Below are 17914 nucleotides of genomic sequence, written 5' to 3' on the forward strand. Positions count from 1 at the left end.
CTTCCACGGCCGCTCCCTGCTGCTCCCCCCCCCCGGCACCGTCCCCTCCCGCCAGGCCTGCCTGGTCGGCGAGGGTGACGGCGACCAGGCGGGCCTGGCGGGAGGGGACGGTGCCGGGGGTGGGGAGCAGCATGAAGCGGCCGTGGAAGTGGCCGTTGTGGAAGACGCGGAGCTCGACCTCCTGGTCCGGCAGTCCCAGCGTGTCCGCGTCCCAGGGGCGGCGGCCCCGCACCACGGTGCCGTCCTGCTCGATCCGCGGCGGGTGCCCGACGAGGGTGCCGTACTCGAAACGGCAGCCGCGCAGGTGGAGCAGGCTGACCAGCTGGTCGCGGACGTGCTCGACCACGACGTGCGGGGAGAGCGCGGACTGGGCCAGCCGTGCGGTCTCGTGGATGCGCGCGAGGTGGTCGGCGTCGGTGATCGCGATCACCGCGAGCCGCCTGGTGCGGGCGGCGAGCTGGGAGACGGCCAGGCCCACGGCGAGCAGCAGGACCGCCGTCGCCACGTCGCCCGGCCCGCTGATGGTGAACCGCTCGTAGGGCGGGGCGAAGAAGAAGTCGAACCAGGCCGCCGCGGACAGCGCGGCGAGCGCCCCGGCGCGGCGGCTGCCGAGGACGGCGACCGCCACGACCGCTACCACCAGCACCAGGGCCACGAGCGTGTTCGACACCTGGGTGCGGAAGGGCACGAGCACCAGGCACACCAGCGGCGGCAGGAGGAGCGCGGCGGGCAGGGCGAGCCGCGTCGGGTGGGCGAACGGGAAGGAACAGCGCGTCATGGTCATCGCCTCCGTCGAAGGGGCCTGCCGGGCCCCGGGGTCACCGCAGTGGCGTGGCGGCGTGCAGGGGCAGCCGCCAGGCGTTGCGGCGGTGCACGTCGTCGAGGACCTCGTGGAGCGGGGAGCGGGGTACGGCCAGCACCGGGCAGGCCGCGTGGACCAGGCAGTGCCGGGCCACCGAGGGGCTCAGCAGGCGGCGCAGCCGGCCGCGGCGTCCGGCGCCGACGACCAGCAGGTCGTCCGGGCGGTCCGCGACGTGGGTCAGCGCCCATCCCGCGGGCCCGCGGACGAGGAGCGCGCGCATGGGGAGGTCGGCCGGAAGGCCGCCGAAGGCGGACTCGACGGCGCCGACCAGCTGCTGCCGGGCCCGGTCCTGCCATTCCCGCAGCAGCGGCGGGCAGGGGGAGCGCCGGTAGGCGAACTCCCCGCCCGGCGGTTCCCAGGCGAGCACGGTGACCAGCACCGCGCCCGTGCGGCGTGCCTCGGCGGCGGCCCGGTGCAGCGCCGTGAGGCTGCCGAGGGAGCCGCTCACCCCCACGACCACGCGGTGGTTTCCGGCGTCATCCATGCCTTCCATGGAAGACCCGCGCGGGGTGCCGCGGGGGCTTCTTGTCGTCCTCTTGTCGCCGCGCGGCGCACCCCTGACGCCGCCCTGACCCGCCGGTCCCGACCCGGCGGTCCTGACCCGCGGGGGTTCAGGCCGGATAGGCGTGCGCCTGGGCCGCCTTGACGGTGGCCCACACCTCGGCGCCGGGGTGCAGCCCGAGTTCGGCGGTGGCCACCGTGGTGAGGTCGGCGGCGAGCGGGAGTTCGCCCTGGACGTCGACGCGGATCTGGTCGCCGTGCGACTCGAGGCCCGCGACCCGGCCGTGCCACAGGTTCCGGGCGCTGGAGCCGGTGGGGCGGTCCCGGTGGAGGGTGACGGCGCCGGGCGGGAAGGCCACGAAGGCCGGACCGGAGAGTACCTCGGTGGTGGTGATGGCCGGTCCGCCGTCGATTCGTACGGTGTGCCCCTCGGCGCGGCCCCGGTAGAGGTTGAGGCCGACGAGGTGCGCGATGTAGTCGGTGCGCGGGCGGCGGGCGATCTCGGCGGGGGTGCCCTCCTGGACGGAGCCGCCGTGCTCGATGACCACCAGCCGGTCGGCCAGCACCATGGCGTCCAGCGGGTCGTGCGTGACCAGGACGGCCACCGCCTCGAAGTCGGCCAGGTGGCGGCGGAGCTGGGAGCGGATGTCCAGGCGGGTGCGGGCGTCGAGCGCGGCCAGCGGTTCGTCCAGCAGCAGCAGGCGGGGGCGGGTGGCCAGCGCCCGGGCGAGGGCGACGCGCTGCGCCTGGCCGCCGGAGAGCCGGCGGGGCCGGGCGGCGGCGTGCTCGGCCAGGCCCATCCGCTCCAGCCACGCGGCGGCCTCGGCGCGGGCCCGCGCCTTGGGCACGCCGTGGCAGCGCGGGCCGAAGGCGACGTTGTCCAGCGCGGACAGGTGCGGGAAGAGCAGGTAGTCCTGGAAGACCACGCCCACCGGGCGGGTCTCGGGGGGCGTGCCGTCCAGGGCGGCGCCGTCCAGCCGCAGGTGGCCGGCGGTGAGCGGGGTCAGCCCGGCCAGGGCCCGCAGCGCGGTGGTCTTGCCCGCGCCGTTGGGCCCGAGCAGGGCGAGCACCTCGCCGGGGGCGGCGGTGAGCCTCACGTCGAGGCGGAAGGCGCCGCGGTCGACGACCAGCCGGGCGTCCAGGCCCTCGGGGGCCGGGCTGCCGGAGGTCGCGGGTGCTTTGTCCAGGGAGGTCATGGCGTGGTCATCCAGCGGTCGCGCAGCCCGGCCAGGACGGCGATCGAGACGGCGAGCAGCACCAGGCTGAGCGCGATGGCGGCGGCCGGGTCGCTCTGCAGGGCGAGGTAGACGGCGAGCGGCATCGTCTGCGTACGGCCGGGGAAGTTGCCCGCGAAGGTGATGGTGGCGCCGAACTCGCCGAGCGCCCGTGCCCAGGCCAGGACGGCCCCGGCGGCGATGCCCGGGGCGATCAGCGGCAGCGTCACCCGGCGGAAGGCGGTGAAGCGGGAGGCGCCGAGGGTGGTGGCGGCCTCCTCGTAGCGCGGGTCGGCGGCCCGCAGGGTGCCCTCGACGCTGATGACCAGGAACGGCATCGCGACGAAGGCCTCCGCGACGACGACGCCCGCCGTGGTGAAGGGCAGCGTCACCCCGAACCACTGGTCCAGCCACCGCCCGGCGATGCCGTTGCGGCCCAGCGCCAGCAGCAGCGCGACACCGCCGACGACGGGCGGCAGCACCAGGGGCAGCGTCACCAGGGCGCGCAGCAGCCGGCGCCCGGGGAACTCGGTGCGGGCCAGCAGCCAGGCCAGGGGCACGCCCAGCACCAGGGTCACCGCGGTGGCGAGGGTGGCGCAGATCAGGGAGAGCCGCAGCGCCTGCCACACCCCGGGACTGGTGAGCTGCGCGGGCAGTTCGCTCCACGGGGTGCGGACCAGCAGCCCGGCGAGCGGCAGCACCAGGAAGACGAGACCGAGCAGGGCCGGCAGCAGCAGCGGCAGGGGCACCGGGGAACGGTGACCCTGCCGGCGGCCGGCGCGGCGCGGCCGGGACTCCAGGAGTTCGGGCGCGCCGCCGCGGTGGTCGGTCACGGCTTGAGGAAGCCCGCCTCGCTCAGCACCTTCGCGCCCTGGTCGGACCGGACGAAGGCGATGAAGGCCTCGGCGGCCCCGGCGTTGGGCGCGTCCTTGAGCAGGACGATCGGGTAGTCGTTGACGGCACCGGCGGACTCGGGGAACTCCACGCCCTCCACCTTGCCGGCGGCGGCCTTCACATCGGTCTTGTAGACCACGGAGGCGTCGACCTCCTTCAGCTCCACCTTCGTCAGGGCGCTCTTGACGTCCTGCTCGTAGGAGACCGGGGTGAGCTTCAGGCCGGCGCCGTCCAGCGCCTTCTGCGCCGCGGCGCCGCAGGGCACCTCCTTGGCGCACAGGGCGACTTTCATCCCGGACTTGGTGAGGTCCTTGAGGGACGCGACGTCCTTGGGGTTGCCCGGGACGACCGCGATCTCCAGCTGGTTGCGCACGAAGGTCGCGGGCTCGCCGGCCGCGTCCTTGGCGTCGGTGACGATCTGCATGGTCTTGGGGGAGGCGGCGGCGAAGACGTCGGCGGGGGCACCGGAGGTGATGCTGGCGGCGAGCGCGTCGCTGCCGCCGAAGTTGAAGGAGACCTTGGTGCCGGGGTGGGCCGCCTCGAACTCCTTGCCCAGTTCGGTGAAGCTCTCCTTGAGGGAGGCGGCGGCGAAGACGGTGACCGTGCCCTTCAGGTCGCCCGCGGAGGACGTGCCCGCCGAGGGCGAGGACGACGCGGAGGCGCCGGCGGAGTCGTCCGAGGAGGAACAGGCGCTCAGGGCCAGCAGCGCCGCGGTGCCTCCGACGGCCAGCTGAAGGGTCCGGCGGTGCGTGGGACGGGTCATCACAGGGCTGCTCCTCCGAGTCTTCACGGTCTCTCGACGACCACGTTGGTCGACTTGATGACGGCGACCGCCGGGACGCCGGGCTCGAGCTTCAGCTCCTCGGCCGACTCCCGGCTGATCATGGACACCACGCGGAACGGGCCGGCCTGGATCTCCACCTGCGCGGAGACGTCGCCGAGGATCACCTCGGTGACGATGCCCGCGAAGCGGTTGCGGGCCGAGGAGCCGGTGTGCTCGCGTTCGGTGCGGTTGAACTCCCGGGCGAAGGCGGCCAGATCGGGGCCCTCGATGATGCGCCGGCCCTGCTCGTCGCGCTCCGCCCGCAGCCGCCCGGCATCGACCCAGCGCCTGAGGGTGTCGGCGCTCACGCCCATGACTGCGGCCGCCTCGCCGATCCGGTAGGTGTGCATGACTCGATCATAGTGACGCAGATGCGAGCGGGAAGCCCCTTATCGGATTGCATCAGCCGGATGACGCCGCATGGAGGCTCGCATGTGCGTTTCCACGACCGCCGTGCGTGGGTACGGTGATCGGGGGAGGTGGAAGCCCGTGACCGTGTCCGTTCCCGCGCCGCCGCCGGGGCTCGCCGGCTTCAGGCTGAGCGGCGACCTGGCCCGCCCCGCGCCGCTCACGGTGCCCGACCTGCGCGCCTGGCCCCAGCACACGGCCCGGGTGAGCTTCGAGTGCCAGACCAGCGGTGTGCAGCACCACCGTTTCGAGGGCCCGTTGCTCCACGAGGTGCTGTGCTCGGCCGGTCCCGGCTTCGACCCCGGCCGACGCAAGGACCGGTTGCGTTTCCTCATTGCCGTGACCGGGGCGGACGGTCACCACGCCTTGCTGTCCTGGGCCGAGATCGACCCGGACTTCGGGCACGCCCCCGTGCTGCTGGCCACCCGCATCGACGGCGCCCCGCTGGACGCGTGCGGCCCGCAACTGGTGCTGCCCCAGGACCGCTGCGGGGCCCGGCACATCAGCGGCATCACCGCCATCCGGGTGGACGGGGGCTACGGCGGCGGCCCGGCGGCGGGGAGCGACCGGGGCCTCTGAGCGGGCACTACGATCGGCGGAATGCGATCCTCCCCCGCCGGCCTGGTCCGTGAGTTCCACACCGCCTTCGGCCTCGACGTCCGCCCCCGTCCGACCGAGATCACGCCCGAGCACGCGGCGCACCGTCAGGACCTGCTCGCCGAGGAGGTGGCCGAGGTCGCCGAGGCCGCCGGGACCGGTCACCTGGACCACCTCGCGCACGAACTGGCCGACGTGGTCTACGTCGCGTACGGCACCGCGCTGGTGCACGGCATCGACCTGGACGAGGTCATCGCGGAGATCCACCGCGCCAACATGAGCAAGCTGGGCCCCGACGGCCGGCCCACCCTGCGGGCCGACGGCAAGGTGCTCAAGGGCGAGCACTACCGGGCGCCCGACGTCGCGGCGGTGCTGCGCGCCCAGGGCTGGACGCCCGCCGGGGAGTAACGCGGCGGCGCGGCGTGTGCGACCGTGAGCCATGCTGCTTCGCCAACTGGAGTACCTGGTGGCCCTCGCCAGGGAACGGCACTTCGCCCGCGCCGCCGACGCCTGCTTCGTCTCGCAGCCCTCGCTGTCGGCCGGCATCCGCAAGCTGGAACGCGAGCTGGACGTGCCGATCGTGCGGCGGGGCCGGCGCTTCGAGGGGCTGACCCCGGAGGGCGAACGCGTGCTGCTGTGGGCGCACCGCATCCTGGCCGAACGGGACGCGCTGCAGCAGGAACTCTCCGAGATGCGCGGCGGGCTGGCCGGCACGCTGCGGCTCGGCGCGATACCCACGGCGCTGACCGCCGCGTCCCTGCTGACGACGCCGTTCTGCGAGCGTCACCCGGGGGTGCGGGTCAGCCTGGAGTCGCTGTCCTCACGGGAGATCAGCGACCGGCTCGCGGAGTTCGAGCTCGACGCGGCGATGACGTACCTGGACGACGACGCCCTGCGCCATGTGCGCCGCTTCCCGCTCTACGAGGAGCGTTACCTGCTGCTCACCCCCGCGGACGCGCCGCCGGCCGGGCTGCCGGTGGCGGGTTGGGCGCAGGCGGCCGCGCTGCCGCTGTGCCTGCTGTCGTCGCGGATGCGCAACCGCCGGATCATGGACGAGTGCTTCGCGGCGGACGGGGTCACCGCGTCACCGGCCGTCGAGACCGACTCGGTCGCCGGGCTGTACGCGCACCTGGCGGGCTCGGGCGGGCGCTGGTCGAGCGTCATCTCCCACGCCTGGCTGCACATGTTCGGGGTGCCCGCGGGGATGCGCGTGGTGCCGCTGGAGGGGCCCGCGCACGGTCCCCGGGTGGGGCTGGTGATCGCGGACCGGCGGCCCGAACCGGTGCTGGCCAGGGCCCTGCTGGCGGTCGCCCGGCAGGCGCGGGTGCGGGACGCGCTGGACGCGCTGGTGGAGGCGCACCTGGGCGGCTGATAGCGCCGTGCTATCACGCCATAGCGACGTTCGCTTTGACCCCCCGGCGGCCGGGCCGCGACCGTGAAGTGACCTTCCGCAGCGTCCACTTCACGGATGAGGAGCCGCAGTCATGGCAAAGGTGCTGTGCGTCCTGTACGACGACCCGGCCGACGGTTACCCGACCACGTACGCCCGTGACGACCTGCCGCGCATCGACCACTACCCCGGCGGCCAGACCACCCCCACGCCGCAGGCGACCGACTTCACCCCCGGCGCGCTTCTGGGCAGCGTCTCCGGCGAACTCGGCCTGCGCCGCTTCCTGGAGGAGCGCGGCCACACCCTGGTCGTCACCTCCGACAAGGACGGTGACGGATCGGTCTTCGACCGCGAGCTGGCCGACGCCGACGTGGTCATCTCCCAGCCCTTCTGGCCGGCCTACCTGACGCCCGGGCGCATCGCCGCGGCCAAGAACCTGAAGCTGGCCGTCACGGCGGGCATCGGCTCGGACCACGTCGACCTGGACGCGGCCGTCGCGCGCGGCATCACCGTCGCCGAGGTCACCTACTGCAACAGCATCAGCGTCGCCGAGCACGTGGTGATGATGACGCTGTCGCTGGTGCGCAACTACCTGCCCTCGCACCGGGTCGTCCTGGACGGCGGCTGGAACATCGCCGACTGCGTGGCCCGCTCCTACGACCTGGAGGGCATGCACGTCGGCACGGTCGCGGCGGGCCGGATCGGGCTTGCGGTGCTGCGCCGGCTGGCGCCCTTCGACGTGAAGCTGCACTACACCGACCGACACCGGCTCCCGGAGTCCGTGGAGCAGGAGCTCGGGCTGACCTGGCACGAGAGCGCCGCGGACATGGTGCCGCACTGCGACGTCGTGACCGTCAACGCCCCGCTCCACCCCGAGACCGAGGGCCTCTTCGACGACAAGCTGATCGACACCATGAAGCGCGGCGCCTACCTCATCAACACCGCACGGGCGCTGATCGTCGACCAGGACGCCGTCGGCAGGGCCCTGCGGGACGGACGGCTGGCGGGCTACGCGGGCGACGTCTGGTACCCGCAGCCGGCGCCCGCCGACCACCCCTGGCGCACCATGCCGCACCACGGGATGACCCCGCACATCTCCGGTTCCTCGCTGTCGGCGCAGGCCCGGTACGCGGCGGGCACCCGCGAGATCCTGGAGTGCTGGCTGGACGGCAGGCCGATCCGGGACGAGTACCTGATCGTCGCGGGCGGGGCGCTGGCGGGTACGGGGGCGCACTCGTACTCCATCAGCGGCTGACCGGTCCCGGGCCGCCGACCCGCAGGGTGCGCGGGCCGGCGGCCCGGCCGGCGTGCAGGCCGCCCCCGCCCACCCCGCCCCTTCCCGCCCCGGGCCGGCGGGAGGGAGAATCGACCCCATGACGGAGCGCAAGCCACCGGGCGTCCCCTTCGAGTCCTGGGTCGACAAGCAGATCCGGGAGGCGGCGGAGCGCGGCGCCTTCGACAACCTGCCCGGCGCGGGCAAGCCGCTGGCCGGTCTGGACCGGCCCTACGACGAGCTGTGGTGGATCAGGGAGAAGATGGCCCGTGAGGGGCTGTCCCACCTCCCGGCCAGCCTCAGGCTGCGCAAGGAGGTGGAGGACGCGATGGACGCCGCCTTCCGTGCCCCCTCGGAACCCGAGGTGCGCCGCATCGTCGAGGAGGTCAACGACAAGATCCGCACGGGTCTGCGCACCCCCATGGACGGTCCGCCGCTCAACCTCGTCCCGTACGAGGTGGAGGACGTCGTCGCGCGGTGGCGCGCGGAGCGGGGCTGAGGGCGCGCCTCGGGCGCCCGCCCGCCGGTGGCCCGGGGCGCGGACAACTCGCTGCGGCCCGCTTCCGGTTCGCCCGGGCGGTCGGCGGGCCGGCGCCGGCGCTCCCCGGTTGCGGGGCCCGGCGGGCTGAAAAATAGTCGGACTGTGAAAGGGCGGCCACGGGTCAGGTTCCCGGAGGGGCTCCGTGCGCGGTTCGCGGACCTGCCGGGGCGGGCGCGCGCCCTGCGGGCCGACACGGAGCGGCGGTTCCCCATCATCACCCGGCTCGCCGCCCGGCTGCTGAGCGTCAACGTGCTGGACGCCGCCACCCGGCTGGCCGCCCAGGCCTTCCTGACCGCCGTGCCGCTGCTGTTCGTCATCGCGTCCCTCGCGCCGGAGGGCGTGCGCAAGGAACTCCTCGACTCGCTGGTGCGGGTGCTGGGGCTCTCCGGTCCAGCCCGTGACCAGTTGCGCTCGGTCTACGAGTCCGATCCCGGGAACCTGCGGGGGACGGTGGGCGTGGTGGGCACCCTGATGGCCCTGCTGTCGGCGACGGCCTGCAGCCGGGCGATGCAGCGGGTGTGCGAACGTGCCTGGCACCTGCCGAAGTCGGCGGCGCGGATCGCGGCCTGGCGCTGGTTCGCCTGGGTGTGCGCGGCGCTGCTCTACCTGGCGGTCCAGGGGCCGCTGCGGGAGGGCTTCGGCGTCGGCCGCTGGCTCGGCGTCCCGCTGTCCCTGGTGAGCGCGGTGGGCCTCTGGTGGTGGACCCAGCACCTGCTGCTGGGCGGCCGGATCGGATGGTGGCCGCTGCTGCCGGGTGCGCTGCTCACCGCGGTGGTCCTGGAGACGGCCGTCTTCGCCGCGCCGCTGTACGTGCCGACGGCGCTCAACCGCAGCCTGCAGACGTACGGCTCGCTGGGCTCGGTGTTCACCCTGCTGTCCGGGCTGATCGCGTTGTGCGTCGTGGCGACGGTGTGCCTCACCGTGGGCGCGGTGTTCCACGGCGACCAGCCCGGGGGCGGCGGTCAGGCGGCCGGTGAGCGCTCCGGCCGGTAGTGGGCGAGCGCCCAGATGATGAAGATGTCGAGCGCGATCAGGATGACCGACCAGAACGGCAGGTAGGGCAGGTACAGGAAGTTCACGATGATGCCCAGGCCCGCCAGGACGACACCCATGATGCGTGACCAGAGCGCGGCGCCGCTGAGCAGCCCGGTTCCGGTGACCACCAGGAGCACTCCGAGGACCAGGTGGATCCATCCCCACCCGGTCAGGCTGAACTTGTAGACGTAAGTGCCGACGCGCGCGTACACGTTGTCGGCGGCGATCCCCGAGATGCCCTGGAAGATCGCCAGGACACCGTCGACCAGCAACAGGACGCCGGCGAAGGTGACCCCGCCGCTGACCCAACCGTTGCGGTGGTTGCCGGTCCTCGGTGTCGTGCCGGTGGCTGCCATGGCTGCCTCCTCGCGGTGATGGTGCTTCAGTGCCGCAGCGCCCGTTCCACCTGGGCCTTGACCGTGCCCGTCAGGTCGCGGTTGCTGCGTACCGTGGCCTGCCCGGACTTCTGCGGGGCCACGTCGGCGACGTTGACCACGGCGGCGTCGAGGAGGTTCCCGCTGGCGTCGCGGAAGGTCACCTCGACGGTGTAGGTGGCCTGCTTGTCGCCGCTGTTGGTGGCCGTGACCTTGGTGGTGGCCTTGCCGCCCTCGACGGTCACGGGGTCGAGCTTGACGTCGTCCTTCGCGTTGACGCCGTTCTTGATCTTCGCCAGCTGGGACTGCGCGGCGGCGGTCGCCGAGGCGACGGCCTCCGCGCCCTCGGACACCAGCGAGGACGCGGCGGACGCGGCCTTCGACGCCTTCTCGGCGGGGGTGCTGTCGTTGTCCGAGCAGGCGCTCGCGGTGAACGCGACGGTGGACAGTACGACCGCCGCGCACACCGCGCGGCCCCGGTACGGCCTCGTCATTGCCTACCTCCACAGACTCATGCGCCTCAAATGGCACATAACTCACCATACGTATTAAATTGCCGTGTCGCGTGGTGAAGGAGAGGCGGCGGTGGCATGGCGGATTCAGCGCCCCAGAGGCGTGACGATCTCGCCGAACTGCGTGCCCGGCTGTCGGCACTGGAGGCGCGGGAGACCGTTCCCGCAAACGCCGGACCGCAAGCCCCGCCGCCGCTCCGACGACGGCCCGTGCGGGCCTTCTTCTCCGCCCTGTTCATCGTCGTGGCCTGCGTCCTGGTGCCGCTGAGCGCGCTGGCGGTCTGGGTCGACTCCGAGATCGGGGACACCGACCGCTACGTCGCCACCGTGGCGCCCCTGGCGAGCGACCCCGCCGTCCAGAACGCCGCCGCCAACCGCATCACGTCCGTCGTGATGCAGCAGATCGACGTCAAGAGCCTGCTGGACGAGGTCGCCCCGCAGGACCGCCCCCGCCTGGACGAACTGCTGGGCCGCGTCTCCGGCCCCCTGACCAGCGGCATCCAGAGCCTGGTGCACTCGACGGCGGACAAGGTCGTGCGCAGCGACGCCTTCGAGAAGGCCTGGACCGACGCCAACCGCAGGATCCACGAGTCGCTGGACAAGGCGCTGACCGGCCAGGGAGGCGGCGCGGTCAAGCTCACCAACGACACCGTGGCCATCGACCTCGCCCCGGTCATCGACCGGGTCAAGCAGCGGCTGGTCGACGCGGGCCTGACGATCGCCGCGAAGATCCCCGAGATCCACACCGACTTCACCGTCGTCCGCTCCGACAAGGTCGGCAAGATCAGGACCGCCTTCCGGCTCCTGCAGCTCGCCGGTCTCTGGCTGCCGATCGTCGCCGTCGTCCTCGCGGCCGCGGGTGTGCTGCTCGCCGTCCGCAGGCGGCGCGCCCTGGTCGCGGCCGCGCTGGGCTTCGCGGCCGCCGCCCTCGTGCTCGGTGCGGCGCTGACCGTCTTCCGGGCGATCTACCTCGACGCGCTGCCCGCGAGCGTCGACCAGCAGGCCGCGGGGACGGTCTACGACACCCTGATCCGCTTCCTGCGCGGGACCGTCCGCGCCGTGTTCGTGCTGGGCGTCGTCGTCGCGCTGGGCGCCTGGCTGAGCGGGCCCGGGCGGTACGCCCGCCGCACCCGCGGGGTGTGGGAGTCCGTGCTGGGCGGCGCGGGGGACGCGGCGCACCGGGTGGGGCTGCGGACCGGTCCCGTCGGCCCCTGGCTCGTCCGCCACAAGCTGCTGGTCGGCTGGATCGTCGTCGCCGCCGCGGCCCTCGCGCTCGCCTTCTGGTCCTACCCGACCGGCTGGGTCGTCCTGGGGCTGGCCCTCGCCGTCGTGTTCGTCCTCGCCGCCGTGGAGTTCCTGGCCCGGCCCGACTGACCGCTCACCCGATCGGCCGCCCCGCGCTGCGCCGGGAAGGCCGCCGCCGGAGGCTGACGGGAGGGCCCGCCGGCGGAGGAGACCAGCCATGAGCCAGACGCAGCCGGCGGGCGGGCGATGACCTTCGGCCTGGCACGCGGCCAGGAGCGGCCCAGGGTGCCGCTGCGGCACGGCGAGGGGGACCGCTCCCTGCTCACCAGCGTCCAGGGGCTCGCCGCGCTCTCGCTGGACGCCCTCAGCTCGGTGGCGTACGGCCCCGAGGCCATCGTCCTCGTGCTGATCGCCGCCGGCACCGCGGCCCTGACCGTGACGCTGCCCGTCATGCTGGTCATCGCGGGGCTGCTGGTCGTCCTGGTCATCTCGTACGGGCAGGTCATCGCGGTGCACCCGGACGGCGGCGGCTCCTACGCCGTGGCCAAGAAGGACCTCGGGAGGCGGGTGAGCCTGCTGGCGGCGGGCAGTCTGGTCGTCGACTACGTGCTCACCGTCGCGGTCAGCCTGGCCGCCGGCGCCGCCAGCCTCGCCTCGGCGTTCCCCTCGCTCACCCCCTACCTGCTGGAGATCTGCCTGGGCGGGCTGGCCCTGCTCACCCTGGTGAACCTGCGCGGCGTCGCCGACAGCGCGCGGGTGCTGATGCTGCCCGCCGCGCTGTTCGTCCTGTCCATCGCAGGGATCGTCGTCGCCGGCCTGCTGCGCGACCACCCCGCGGCCGTCGTCGGCACCCCGCAGCCCGTCCACGTCACCGAGGCGCTGAGCGTCCTGCTGGTGCTGAAGGCCTTCTCCTCCGGCTGCTCCGCCCTGACCGGGGTGGAGGCCATCGCCAACGCCGTGCCCTCCTTCCGGCCGCCCAAGGTGCGCCGCGCCCAGCGCACGGAACTGATGCTCGGCGCGCTGCTGGGGCTGATGCTGATCGGGCTGGCGTTCCTCATCCGCCGGGACGAGGTCGCCCCGCGCGGCGGCGTGACCTTGCTGGCCCAGCTGACCGCGGGTTCCTTCGGCACCGGGTGGCCGTACTACGCCAGCAACCTCCTGGTCACCCTCGTCCTCGGGCTGGCCGCGAACACCAGCTTCGGCGGTCTGCCGGTCCTGATGAGCCTGCTCGCCCGGGACAACCGGCTGCCCCACGTGTTCGGGCTGCGCGCCGAGCGGCCCGTCTACCGCTACGGCGTGGTCGCCCTGGCCGTGGTGGCGGCGCTGCTGATCACCGCCGTCGACGCGCAGACGCAACGGCTCATCCCGCTCTACGCCATCGGGGTGTTCACCGGCTTCACCATCAGCCAGACCGGGCTCGTCCGGCACTGGGCGGGGGCACGCCCGCGCGGCTGGGTGCCGCGTGCGGCGCTCAACGGGCTGGGGGCCCTGCTGACCGCGCTGGCCGGGGTGATCCTGGTGACCACCAAGTTCACCGAGGGCGCGTGGATGGTCGTCGTCGTGGTGCCCCTGCTGATGCTGCTCTTCGCCCGCATCGAGCACTACTACGCGGAGGTCGGCAGGGAACTCGGCCTCGGCACCGTCCCCGACCGGCCGCGGCGCACCAACAGCCTGGTCATCGTGCCACTCGGCGGGGTCAGCAGACTCGCCCGGCACGCGCTGACCGCCGCCATCGCCCTCGGCGACGAGGTCGTCGCGGTGACCGTCGAGCCCGACCAGGCCAAGGCGCGCGACCTGCTCGACACGTGGGCCCGCTGGCAGCCCGGCGTCCGCCTCGACGTCATCGAGAGCCCGCACCGCTCACTGGTGCTGCCGATCCTCTCCTACGTCCGCCGCATGTCGCAGGACGGCCGGCAGATCGCCGTCCTCATCCCCGAGATCCAGCCGCGCCACGCCCGGTACCGCATCCTGCAGAACCAGCGCGGCATCCTCCTCGCCACGATCCTGCGCGCCCGCACCGACGCCGTCGTCTGCCTCCTGCCGTACCGGCTGGACATCTGACCCGGCGCCCGCCCCGGGGACGGTGACCCGGGCGGCGCCGGTACCGCCCGCGCCCGGGGCCTGCTCGTGGTCGGGTGGTTGGGCCTACCATCGCGGCCGTGAGAACCGATGCGCACACGGGCGGCCGGGTCCTGGTCGCCGACGACGACGCGGCCATACGCCGGTCGCTGCAGCGGGGGCTGCGGCTGGACGGCTTCTCGGTGAGCCTGGCCGACGGCGGCAGGGCCGCGCTCGCCGCCGTACGCGAGGGGGCGCCGGACGTGGTGGTGCTCGACATCTCGATGCCCGACCTCAGCGGGATCGAGGTGTGCCGCGCGCTGCGTCAGGAGGACAACGACGTCCCCGTCCTGATGCTCTCCGCCCTGGACGAGGCGGCCGACCGGGTCGCCGGGCTCCAGGCGGGCGGGGACGACTACCTGGTCAAGCCGTTCGCGCTGCAGGAACTGGTGCTGCGGCTGCGGGCGCTGCTGCGCCGCCGCCCCCCTGCCGCGGGCGGGCGGGTGTGCGCCGGGGGCCTGCTGGTCGACCCCGCGACGCGGGAGGCCCGGCTGGACGGGGAGCCCCTGGCGCTGACCCGGCGGGAGTTCGAGCTGCTGGAGGTCTTCGCGCGCAACGCCGGGCTGGTGCTCACCCGCGACCAGTTGCTGGACCGGGTCTGGGGCTACGACTTCGACGTGCGCACGGACGCCGTGGACACCTTCGTCAGCTATCTGCGGCGCAAGATGGAGGCGGGCGGGCGGCCGCGGATCCTGCACACGGTGCGCGGCGTCGGCTTCGTCCTGCGGGACGACCGGGTGGACCGGGACGACCGGGGTGACCGGTCGTGAGGCTCTCCACGCGGGTGGCGCTCGCCGTGGGCGTGGTCGTCCCGCTGCTCGTCCTCGCCTCCGGGGCGCTGCTGATCCGGCTGGTCGCCGCCGACCTGCACGCCCAGCAGGACGCCCATCTGCGCGAGCGCGCCACAGCCGTCGCGGCGGACGCCAAGGCCCTGCTGCGGGCCACCGCCGCGGACCGTCCGGCCGCCGAACAGGCCCGCACCCGCAGGCTGTTCAGCTCCGCCCTCGACGTGGGGATCCGGCTGACCGGTCCCGAGGGCACGGTGTCGGGCGGCCCCCAGCCGGACGCGTCGGCGCCGCTGCCCGCCCGTGCGTCCGCACCGGTCACGATCCGGGCCGGGGGTGCCCGCTGGCGCGTGCTGTCGGTACCGGTGAACGGCGGCCGCAAGGGGGTCCGGGGCACCTTGTGGCTGTTCTCGCCGGACGCCGCCACGAAGACCCAGCTGCAGCAGGTGCGCCGCCGGGTGGTGACGGTGGCGTTGCTGGCCGCCCCCGTGTCCGGGCTGCTGGCCTGGGCCGCGGCGGGCCGCGCCGTCCGCCCGTTGCGCCGGCTCCAGCAGCGCGCGAGCGGCCTCGACCCGCGCGTCAGCGCCGTACGCCTGGACCACACCCCGGCCCGGATCACCGAGGTCGACGACCTGGCGCACACGCTGCAGACCGTGCTCGCCCGCTACGACGAGCAAGCCGCCAGGACCGGCGAGGCGCTCGCCACCGCCCGCTCGTTCGCCGCGGTCGCCTCCCACGAGCTGCGCAACCCGCTGATGAGCATGGGCACCAACCTCGACATCCTCGCCGGCCACCCCGGCCTGCCGGACGACGAACGCCAGGAGGTCGTGGACGACCTGCGCGCCGAACACGCCCGCGTGCTGGGCCTGCTGGTCATGCTGCGCGCCCTGGCCCAGGGCGACCTCGTCGAGGAGGACGCCTTCGGCCCGGTCGACGCGGCCGAACTCGTCGACGCCTCCGCGGCCGGCCTGAGGCGCCGCCACCCCGAGGCGCGGGTCGAGGTGACGGCCGTGCCCGGCCTCCTCGTCCACGGCTGGGAGCAGGGGCTGCGCTCGATGACGGACAACCTGCTGGCCAACGCCGCCGTCCACGGCCGCGCTCCGGGAGGGCGGCCCGACGTGGAGGTGCTGCTGCGGCGCAGCCGCGACGAACGGGCTCCGGCCGTCGTCCTCACCGTCGACGACCACGGCCCCGGCATCCCGCCCGGGGCACGGGCGGCCGTCTTCGCCCGCTTCCACCGGCGTCCGGACAGCCCCGGTTCCGGGCTCGGACTGACCCTGGTCGCCCAGCAGATCGCGCTGCACCGGGGGACGATCGCCGTACTGGACCGGCCTGACGGCACGCCCGGCACCCGTTTCGAGGTGCGGCTCCCGCTCAGCGGCGTCCGCGACCCGGAACCGACCCTGCCGCTGCCGCGCCGCGACTGGCTGTCGGAACGTTCCGGGGAGCCACAAGGTTTCCACAAAGACGGTCCCTAGCTTCCGTGGTGAAGGCGCTCCGCGCTTCCGACCCGAGGGAGGACCTCATGCGAGCCCGCACCACCGTCGTGGCCCTGGCCACCGTCGTCACCCTGCTGGGCCTCGCCGGCCCGGCCACCGCCGACAGCGGCGGCAGCCCGTCCCCGGCCGCCGCGCCCACCGGGGACGGCGCCAAGGGCCTGTGCAAGCGCGCCGGGAAGATCGACGCGCGCATCGACCGGGCGCTCAAGCGGCTGAACGGGCCGGTCACCCGGCGCGGTTCGGTCGAGCGGCTGGAGAAGCGGGTCGCAGGCGCCAAGGCCGCGGGGCACGAGGAGATCGCGACCTACCTCAACGACCGGCTGACCTTCCGCACGTCCCTCGTGCCGACCCTGGAGAAGCGCCGCACCGACCTCGCGCGGGTCCGCAGCTGGTGCGCCTCCCACGACAACGGGGCCGCCTTGTGACCCGCCGCCTCGCGGCACTGGCCGTGGCCGCCGCATTCTGCGCGGGGCTGCTCACCGCCTGCGGCCCGTCCGGCGGTTCCGCCTCGGCCCCGACCGCCCCGGCGGCTCCGGAGGCCCCGGCGGCTCCGTCCGGTTTCTCCCGCATCGTCGACGACGCGGAGAGCGCGGCCGCCGCGGCGGACGCCGACGCGGCGCGCGGGGACGGCTGATCAGGCCGGGTCGAACAGGGCGCTGACCGACTCGCCGTCGTGGATCCGCCGTACGGCCTCGGCCAGGGCGGGCGCCACGGAGAGCACCCGCAGCTTCTCGGTGTGCTGCTCCTCCGGCACGGGCACCGTGTTGGTGCACACGATCTCCAGCACGTCCGGCTGCTCCGACAGGCGCTTGAGGGCGCCCGCCGCGAACAGGCCGTGCGTGCAGGCGACGCGGACCGAACGGGCGCCGAGCTCCCGCAGCCGCGCCAGCAGTTCCAGGACCGTGCTGCCCTTGGCGATCTCGTCGTCCAGGACGATCACGTCCCGGCCGGCGACCTCGCCGATCACCGATCCGATGCTGACCCGGTCGTCGGCGAACCGCTGCTTGGCCCCGGCCGCGACCTGCACCCCCAGCATCCGGGCGAAGGCGGCCGCCTCCTTGGCGTTGCCCAGGTCCGGGGAGACGACCGTGGTGCGCGACAGGTCGTTGCCGCGGAAGTGGGCGGCCAGCTCGCGCAGCGCGTGCAGGTGGTCGACGGGGACACTGAAGAAGCCGTGCACCTGCGGGGAGTGCAGGGTCATGGTGAGCACCCGGCTCGCGCCCGCCGCCACCAGCAGGTCCGCCACGAGACGCCCCCCGATCGAGATCCGGGGGGCGTCCTTCTTGTCCGAGCGCGCGTAGGCGTAGTGCGGCATGACGACGGTGATCCGGCCGGCGGAGGCGCCCCGTGCGGCGTCGCACATCAGCAGCAGCTCCACCAGGTGCTCCTGGACCGGGGCGACCAGCGGCTGGATCAGGAAGACGTCCCGTTCACGGCAGTTGGCCTGCAACTGCACTTCCAGGCAGTCGTTGGCGAAGCGGCTGACGCGCGCCGGGCTGAGCGACACGCCCAGATGGGCGCAGAGCTCCGAGGCCAGTCGAGGGTGGGCACTGCCGCTGAAGACCGCGATGTCGCGCACGGGGTCATCCTAGGCCGCGTCGTCAAATGAACTCCCCCAGCTCCGCTGGGGGTGCCCCCACCGCCCGAAGGGCGGGCCCAGCGGCTCCCCCAGCTTCGCTGGGAGGTGCCCCCAGGTGCGGTGCATCGCAAGGCGGAGATTCGTCCTCGCAGTGGGCTACTCGGACGATTCGACAACTCCCCCGGGCCGAAGGCTGGGGGAGTGCCGTGGCTGGGGGCACCTGCCAGCGCTAGCTGGGGGAGCGTCGCGGGGTGGGGGCACCCC

At 74.1% G+C, this 17914-nt stretch carries 21 protein-coding genes; 12 read left to right on the forward strand and 9 right to left on the reverse strand.

All coding sequences use genetic code 11. The features are described 5' to 3' along the window. From PV350_RS33735 to PV350_RS33760, 6 genes are all read right to left on the reverse strand, one after another. Positions 1–778: DUF4118 domain-containing protein (locus tag PV350_RS33735; protein ID WP_500337429.1), on the reverse strand; the 778-nt coding region annotated here is incomplete at its 3' end. A gap of 40 nt (positions 779–818) precedes the next feature. Further along, the gene (locus tag PV350_RS33740) at positions 819–1355 is read right to left on the reverse strand and encodes a universal stress protein (RefSeq protein ID WP_500337430.1); all 537 of its coding nucleotides are present in this window, start codon (positions 1353–1355) and stop codon (positions 819–821) included. A gap of 118 nt (positions 1356–1473) precedes the next feature. Further along, on the reverse strand, positions 1474–2559 hold the full coding sequence (locus PV350_RS33745; protein ID WP_500337431.1) for an ABC transporter ATP-binding protein: 1086 nt from the start codon (positions 2557–2559) through the stop codon (positions 1474–1476). Continuing rightward, the gene (modB, locus tag PV350_RS33750) at positions 2556–3410 is read right to left on the reverse strand and encodes a molybdate ABC transporter permease subunit (RefSeq protein WP_499512789.1); all 855 of its coding nucleotides are present in this window, start codon (positions 3408–3410) and stop codon (positions 2556–2558) included. The genes PV350_RS33745 and modB overlap by 4 nt, the downstream gene beginning before the upstream one ends. Beyond that, on the reverse strand, positions 3407–4234 hold the full coding sequence (gene modA, locus PV350_RS33755; protein ID WP_500337432.1) for a molybdate ABC transporter substrate-binding protein: 828 nt from the start codon (positions 4232–4234) through the stop codon (positions 3407–3409). The genes modB and modA overlap by 4 nt, the downstream gene beginning before the upstream one ends. A gap of 23 nt (positions 4235–4257) precedes the next feature. Continuing rightward, positions 4258–4644 (reverse strand): TOBE domain-containing protein, encoded by a 387-nt coding sequence (locus PV350_RS33760; protein WP_499512787.1) that lies wholly within the window; start codon positions 4642–4644, stop codon positions 4258–4260. A 139-nt stretch (positions 4645–4783) separates the two neighbouring features. Between PV350_RS33760 and PV350_RS33765 the strand changes: the two genes are divergently transcribed. The 6 genes from PV350_RS33765 to PV350_RS33790 all read left to right on the forward strand — a co-directional run bounded on the left by PV350_RS33765 (position 4784) and on the right by PV350_RS33790 (position 9496). Further along, the gene (locus tag PV350_RS33765) at positions 4784–5281 is read left to right on the forward strand and encodes a molybdopterin-dependent oxidoreductase (RefSeq protein ID WP_499512786.1); all 498 of its coding nucleotides are present in this window, start codon (positions 4784–4786) and stop codon (positions 5279–5281) included. 21 nt (positions 5282–5302) lie between these two features. Continuing rightward, complete coding sequence (locus PV350_RS33770; RefSeq protein ID WP_500337433.1) at positions 5303–5707, forward strand: pyrophosphohydrolase domain-containing protein; 405 nt, start codon at positions 5303–5305, stop codon at positions 5705–5707. 31 nt (positions 5708–5738) lie between these two features. Continuing rightward, positions 5739–6671: a LysR family transcriptional regulator gene (locus PV350_RS33775; protein WP_499512784.1), complete on the forward strand. Its 933-nt coding sequence runs from the start codon at positions 5739–5741 to the stop codon at positions 6669–6671. Between the two features lie 112 nt (positions 6672–6783). Beyond that, positions 6784–7944, forward strand: a complete 1161-nt coding sequence (locus PV350_RS33780) for an NAD-dependent formate dehydrogenase (protein WP_499512783.1) — start codon at positions 6784–6786, stop codon at positions 7942–7944. Between the two features lie 118 nt (positions 7945–8062). Beyond that, positions 8063–8461 carry a DnaJ family domain-containing protein gene (locus PV350_RS33785; RefSeq protein ID WP_500337434.1) on the forward strand — a complete coding sequence of 133 codons (399 nt, stop codon included), beginning with the start codon at positions 8063–8065 and terminating at the stop codon, positions 8459–8461. Between the two features lie 144 nt (positions 8462–8605). Continuing rightward, a complete protein-coding gene (locus tag PV350_RS33790; RefSeq protein WP_500337435.1) occupies positions 8606–9496 on the forward strand; it encodes a YhjD/YihY/BrkB family envelope integrity protein in 891 nt (296 codons plus the stop codon). On the opposite strand, the gene PV350_RS33795 is transcribed toward PV350_RS33790, so the two are convergent. Then, positions 9466–9894 carry a DUF7144 family membrane protein gene (locus PV350_RS33795; protein WP_499512780.1) on the reverse strand — a complete coding sequence of 143 codons (429 nt, stop codon included), beginning with the start codon at positions 9892–9894 and terminating at the stop codon, positions 9466–9468. The two genes, PV350_RS33790 and PV350_RS33795, sit on opposite strands and share 31 nt — an antisense overlap. A gap of 26 nt (positions 9895–9920) precedes the next feature. Further along, positions 9921–10406, reverse strand: coding sequence for an FxLYD domain-containing protein (locus PV350_RS33800; RefSeq protein WP_499512779.1), 486 nt, complete (start codon positions 10404–10406; stop codon positions 9921–9923). A 96-nt stretch (positions 10407–10502) separates the two neighbouring features. Here PV350_RS33800 and PV350_RS33805 point away from each other — a divergent pair, with 96 nt between their 5' ends. From PV350_RS33805 to PV350_RS33830, 6 genes are all read left to right on the forward strand, one after another. Further along, complete coding sequence (locus PV350_RS33805) at positions 10503–11798, forward strand: hypothetical protein (protein WP_500337436.1); 1296 nt, start codon at positions 10503–10505, stop codon at positions 11796–11798. Positions 11799–11915: 117 nt separating this feature from the next. Continuing rightward, positions 11916–13730 carry an APC family permease gene (locus PV350_RS33810; RefSeq protein ID WP_499512777.1) on the forward strand — a complete coding sequence of 605 codons (1815 nt, stop codon included), beginning with the start codon at positions 11916–11918 and terminating at the stop codon, positions 13728–13730. 98 nt (positions 13731–13828) lie between these two features. Further along, a complete protein-coding gene (locus tag PV350_RS33815) occupies positions 13829–14557 on the forward strand; it encodes a response regulator transcription factor (RefSeq protein ID WP_500337437.1) in 729 nt (242 codons plus the stop codon). Further along, positions 14554–16050 carry a sensor histidine kinase gene (locus tag PV350_RS33820; RefSeq protein WP_500337438.1) on the forward strand — a complete coding sequence of 499 codons (1497 nt, stop codon included), beginning with the start codon at positions 14554–14556 and terminating at the stop codon, positions 16048–16050. Before PV350_RS33815 ends, PV350_RS33820 begins: the two co-directional genes overlap by 4 nt. A 47-nt stretch (positions 16051–16097) precedes the next feature. Next, positions 16098–16496, forward strand: coding sequence for a hypothetical protein (locus tag PV350_RS33825; protein WP_500337439.1), 399 nt, complete (start codon positions 16098–16100; stop codon positions 16494–16496). Further along, the gene (locus PV350_RS33830; RefSeq protein ID WP_499512773.1) at positions 16493–16705 is read left to right on the forward strand and encodes a hypothetical protein; all 213 of its coding nucleotides are present in this window, start codon (positions 16493–16495) and stop codon (positions 16703–16705) included. Before PV350_RS33825 ends, PV350_RS33830 begins: the two co-directional genes overlap by 4 nt. Here the strand turns inward: PV350_RS33830 and PV350_RS33835 are convergent, their stop codons facing one another. Continuing rightward, positions 16706–17650 (reverse strand): ribose-phosphate diphosphokinase, encoded by a 945-nt coding sequence (locus PV350_RS33835; protein WP_499512772.1) that lies wholly within the window; start codon positions 17648–17650, stop codon positions 16706–16708. Positions 17651–17914 lie beyond the last annotated feature (264 nt).

The organism is Streptomyces sp. PA03-6a, from assembly GCF_033792765.1.
GTDB lineage: Bacteria > Actinomycetota > Actinomycetes > Streptomycetales > Streptomycetaceae > Actinacidiphila.

What these genes read in the sequence shown, in the direction of transcription:
- PV350_RS33740 (WP_500337430.1), bottom strand. Translation starts at nt 1,355, where the DNA reads ATGGAAGGCATGGATGACGCCGGAAACCACCGCGTGGTCGTGGGGGTG.
- PV350_RS33745 (WP_500337431.1), bottom strand. Translation starts at nt 2,559, where the DNA reads ATGACCTCCCTGGACAAAGCACCCGCGACCTCCGGCAGCCCGGCCCCC.
- modA (WP_500337432.1), bottom strand. Translation starts at nt 4,234, where the DNA reads ATGACCCGTCCCACGCACCGCCGGACCCTTCAGCTGGCCGTCGGAGGC.
- PV350_RS33760 (WP_499512787.1), bottom strand. Translation starts at nt 4,644, where the DNA reads ATGCACACCTACCGGATCGGCGAGGCGGCCGCAGTCATGGGCGTGAGC.
- PV350_RS33770 (WP_500337433.1), top strand. Translation starts at nt 5,303, where the DNA reads ATGCGATCCTCCCCCGCCGGCCTGGTCCGTGAGTTCCACACCGCCTTC.
- PV350_RS33775 (WP_499512784.1), top strand. Translation starts at nt 5,739, where the DNA reads ATGCTGCTTCGCCAACTGGAGTACCTGGTGGCCCTCGCCAGGGAACGG.
- PV350_RS33780 (WP_499512783.1), top strand. Translation starts at nt 6,784, where the DNA reads ATGGCAAAGGTGCTGTGCGTCCTGTACGACGACCCGGCCGACGGTTAC.
- PV350_RS33785 (WP_500337434.1), top strand. Translation starts at nt 8,063, where the DNA reads ATGACGGAGCGCAAGCCACCGGGCGTCCCCTTCGAGTCCTGGGTCGAC.
- PV350_RS33795 (WP_499512780.1), bottom strand. Translation starts at nt 9,894, where the DNA reads ATGGCAGCCACCGGCACGACACCGAGGACCGGCAACCACCGCAACGGT.
- PV350_RS33800 (WP_499512779.1), bottom strand. Translation starts at nt 10,406, where the DNA reads ATGACGAGGCCGTACCGGGGCCGCGCGGTGTGCGCGGCGGTCGTACTG.
- PV350_RS33805 (WP_500337436.1), top strand. Translation starts at nt 10,503, where the DNA reads ATGGCGGATTCAGCGCCCCAGAGGCGTGACGATCTCGCCGAACTGCGT.
- PV350_RS33810 (WP_499512777.1), top strand. Translation starts at nt 11,916, where the DNA reads ATGACCTTCGGCCTGGCACGCGGCCAGGAGCGGCCCAGGGTGCCGCTG.
- PV350_RS33825 (WP_500337439.1), top strand. Translation starts at nt 16,098, where the DNA reads ATGCGAGCCCGCACCACCGTCGTGGCCCTGGCCACCGTCGTCACCCTG.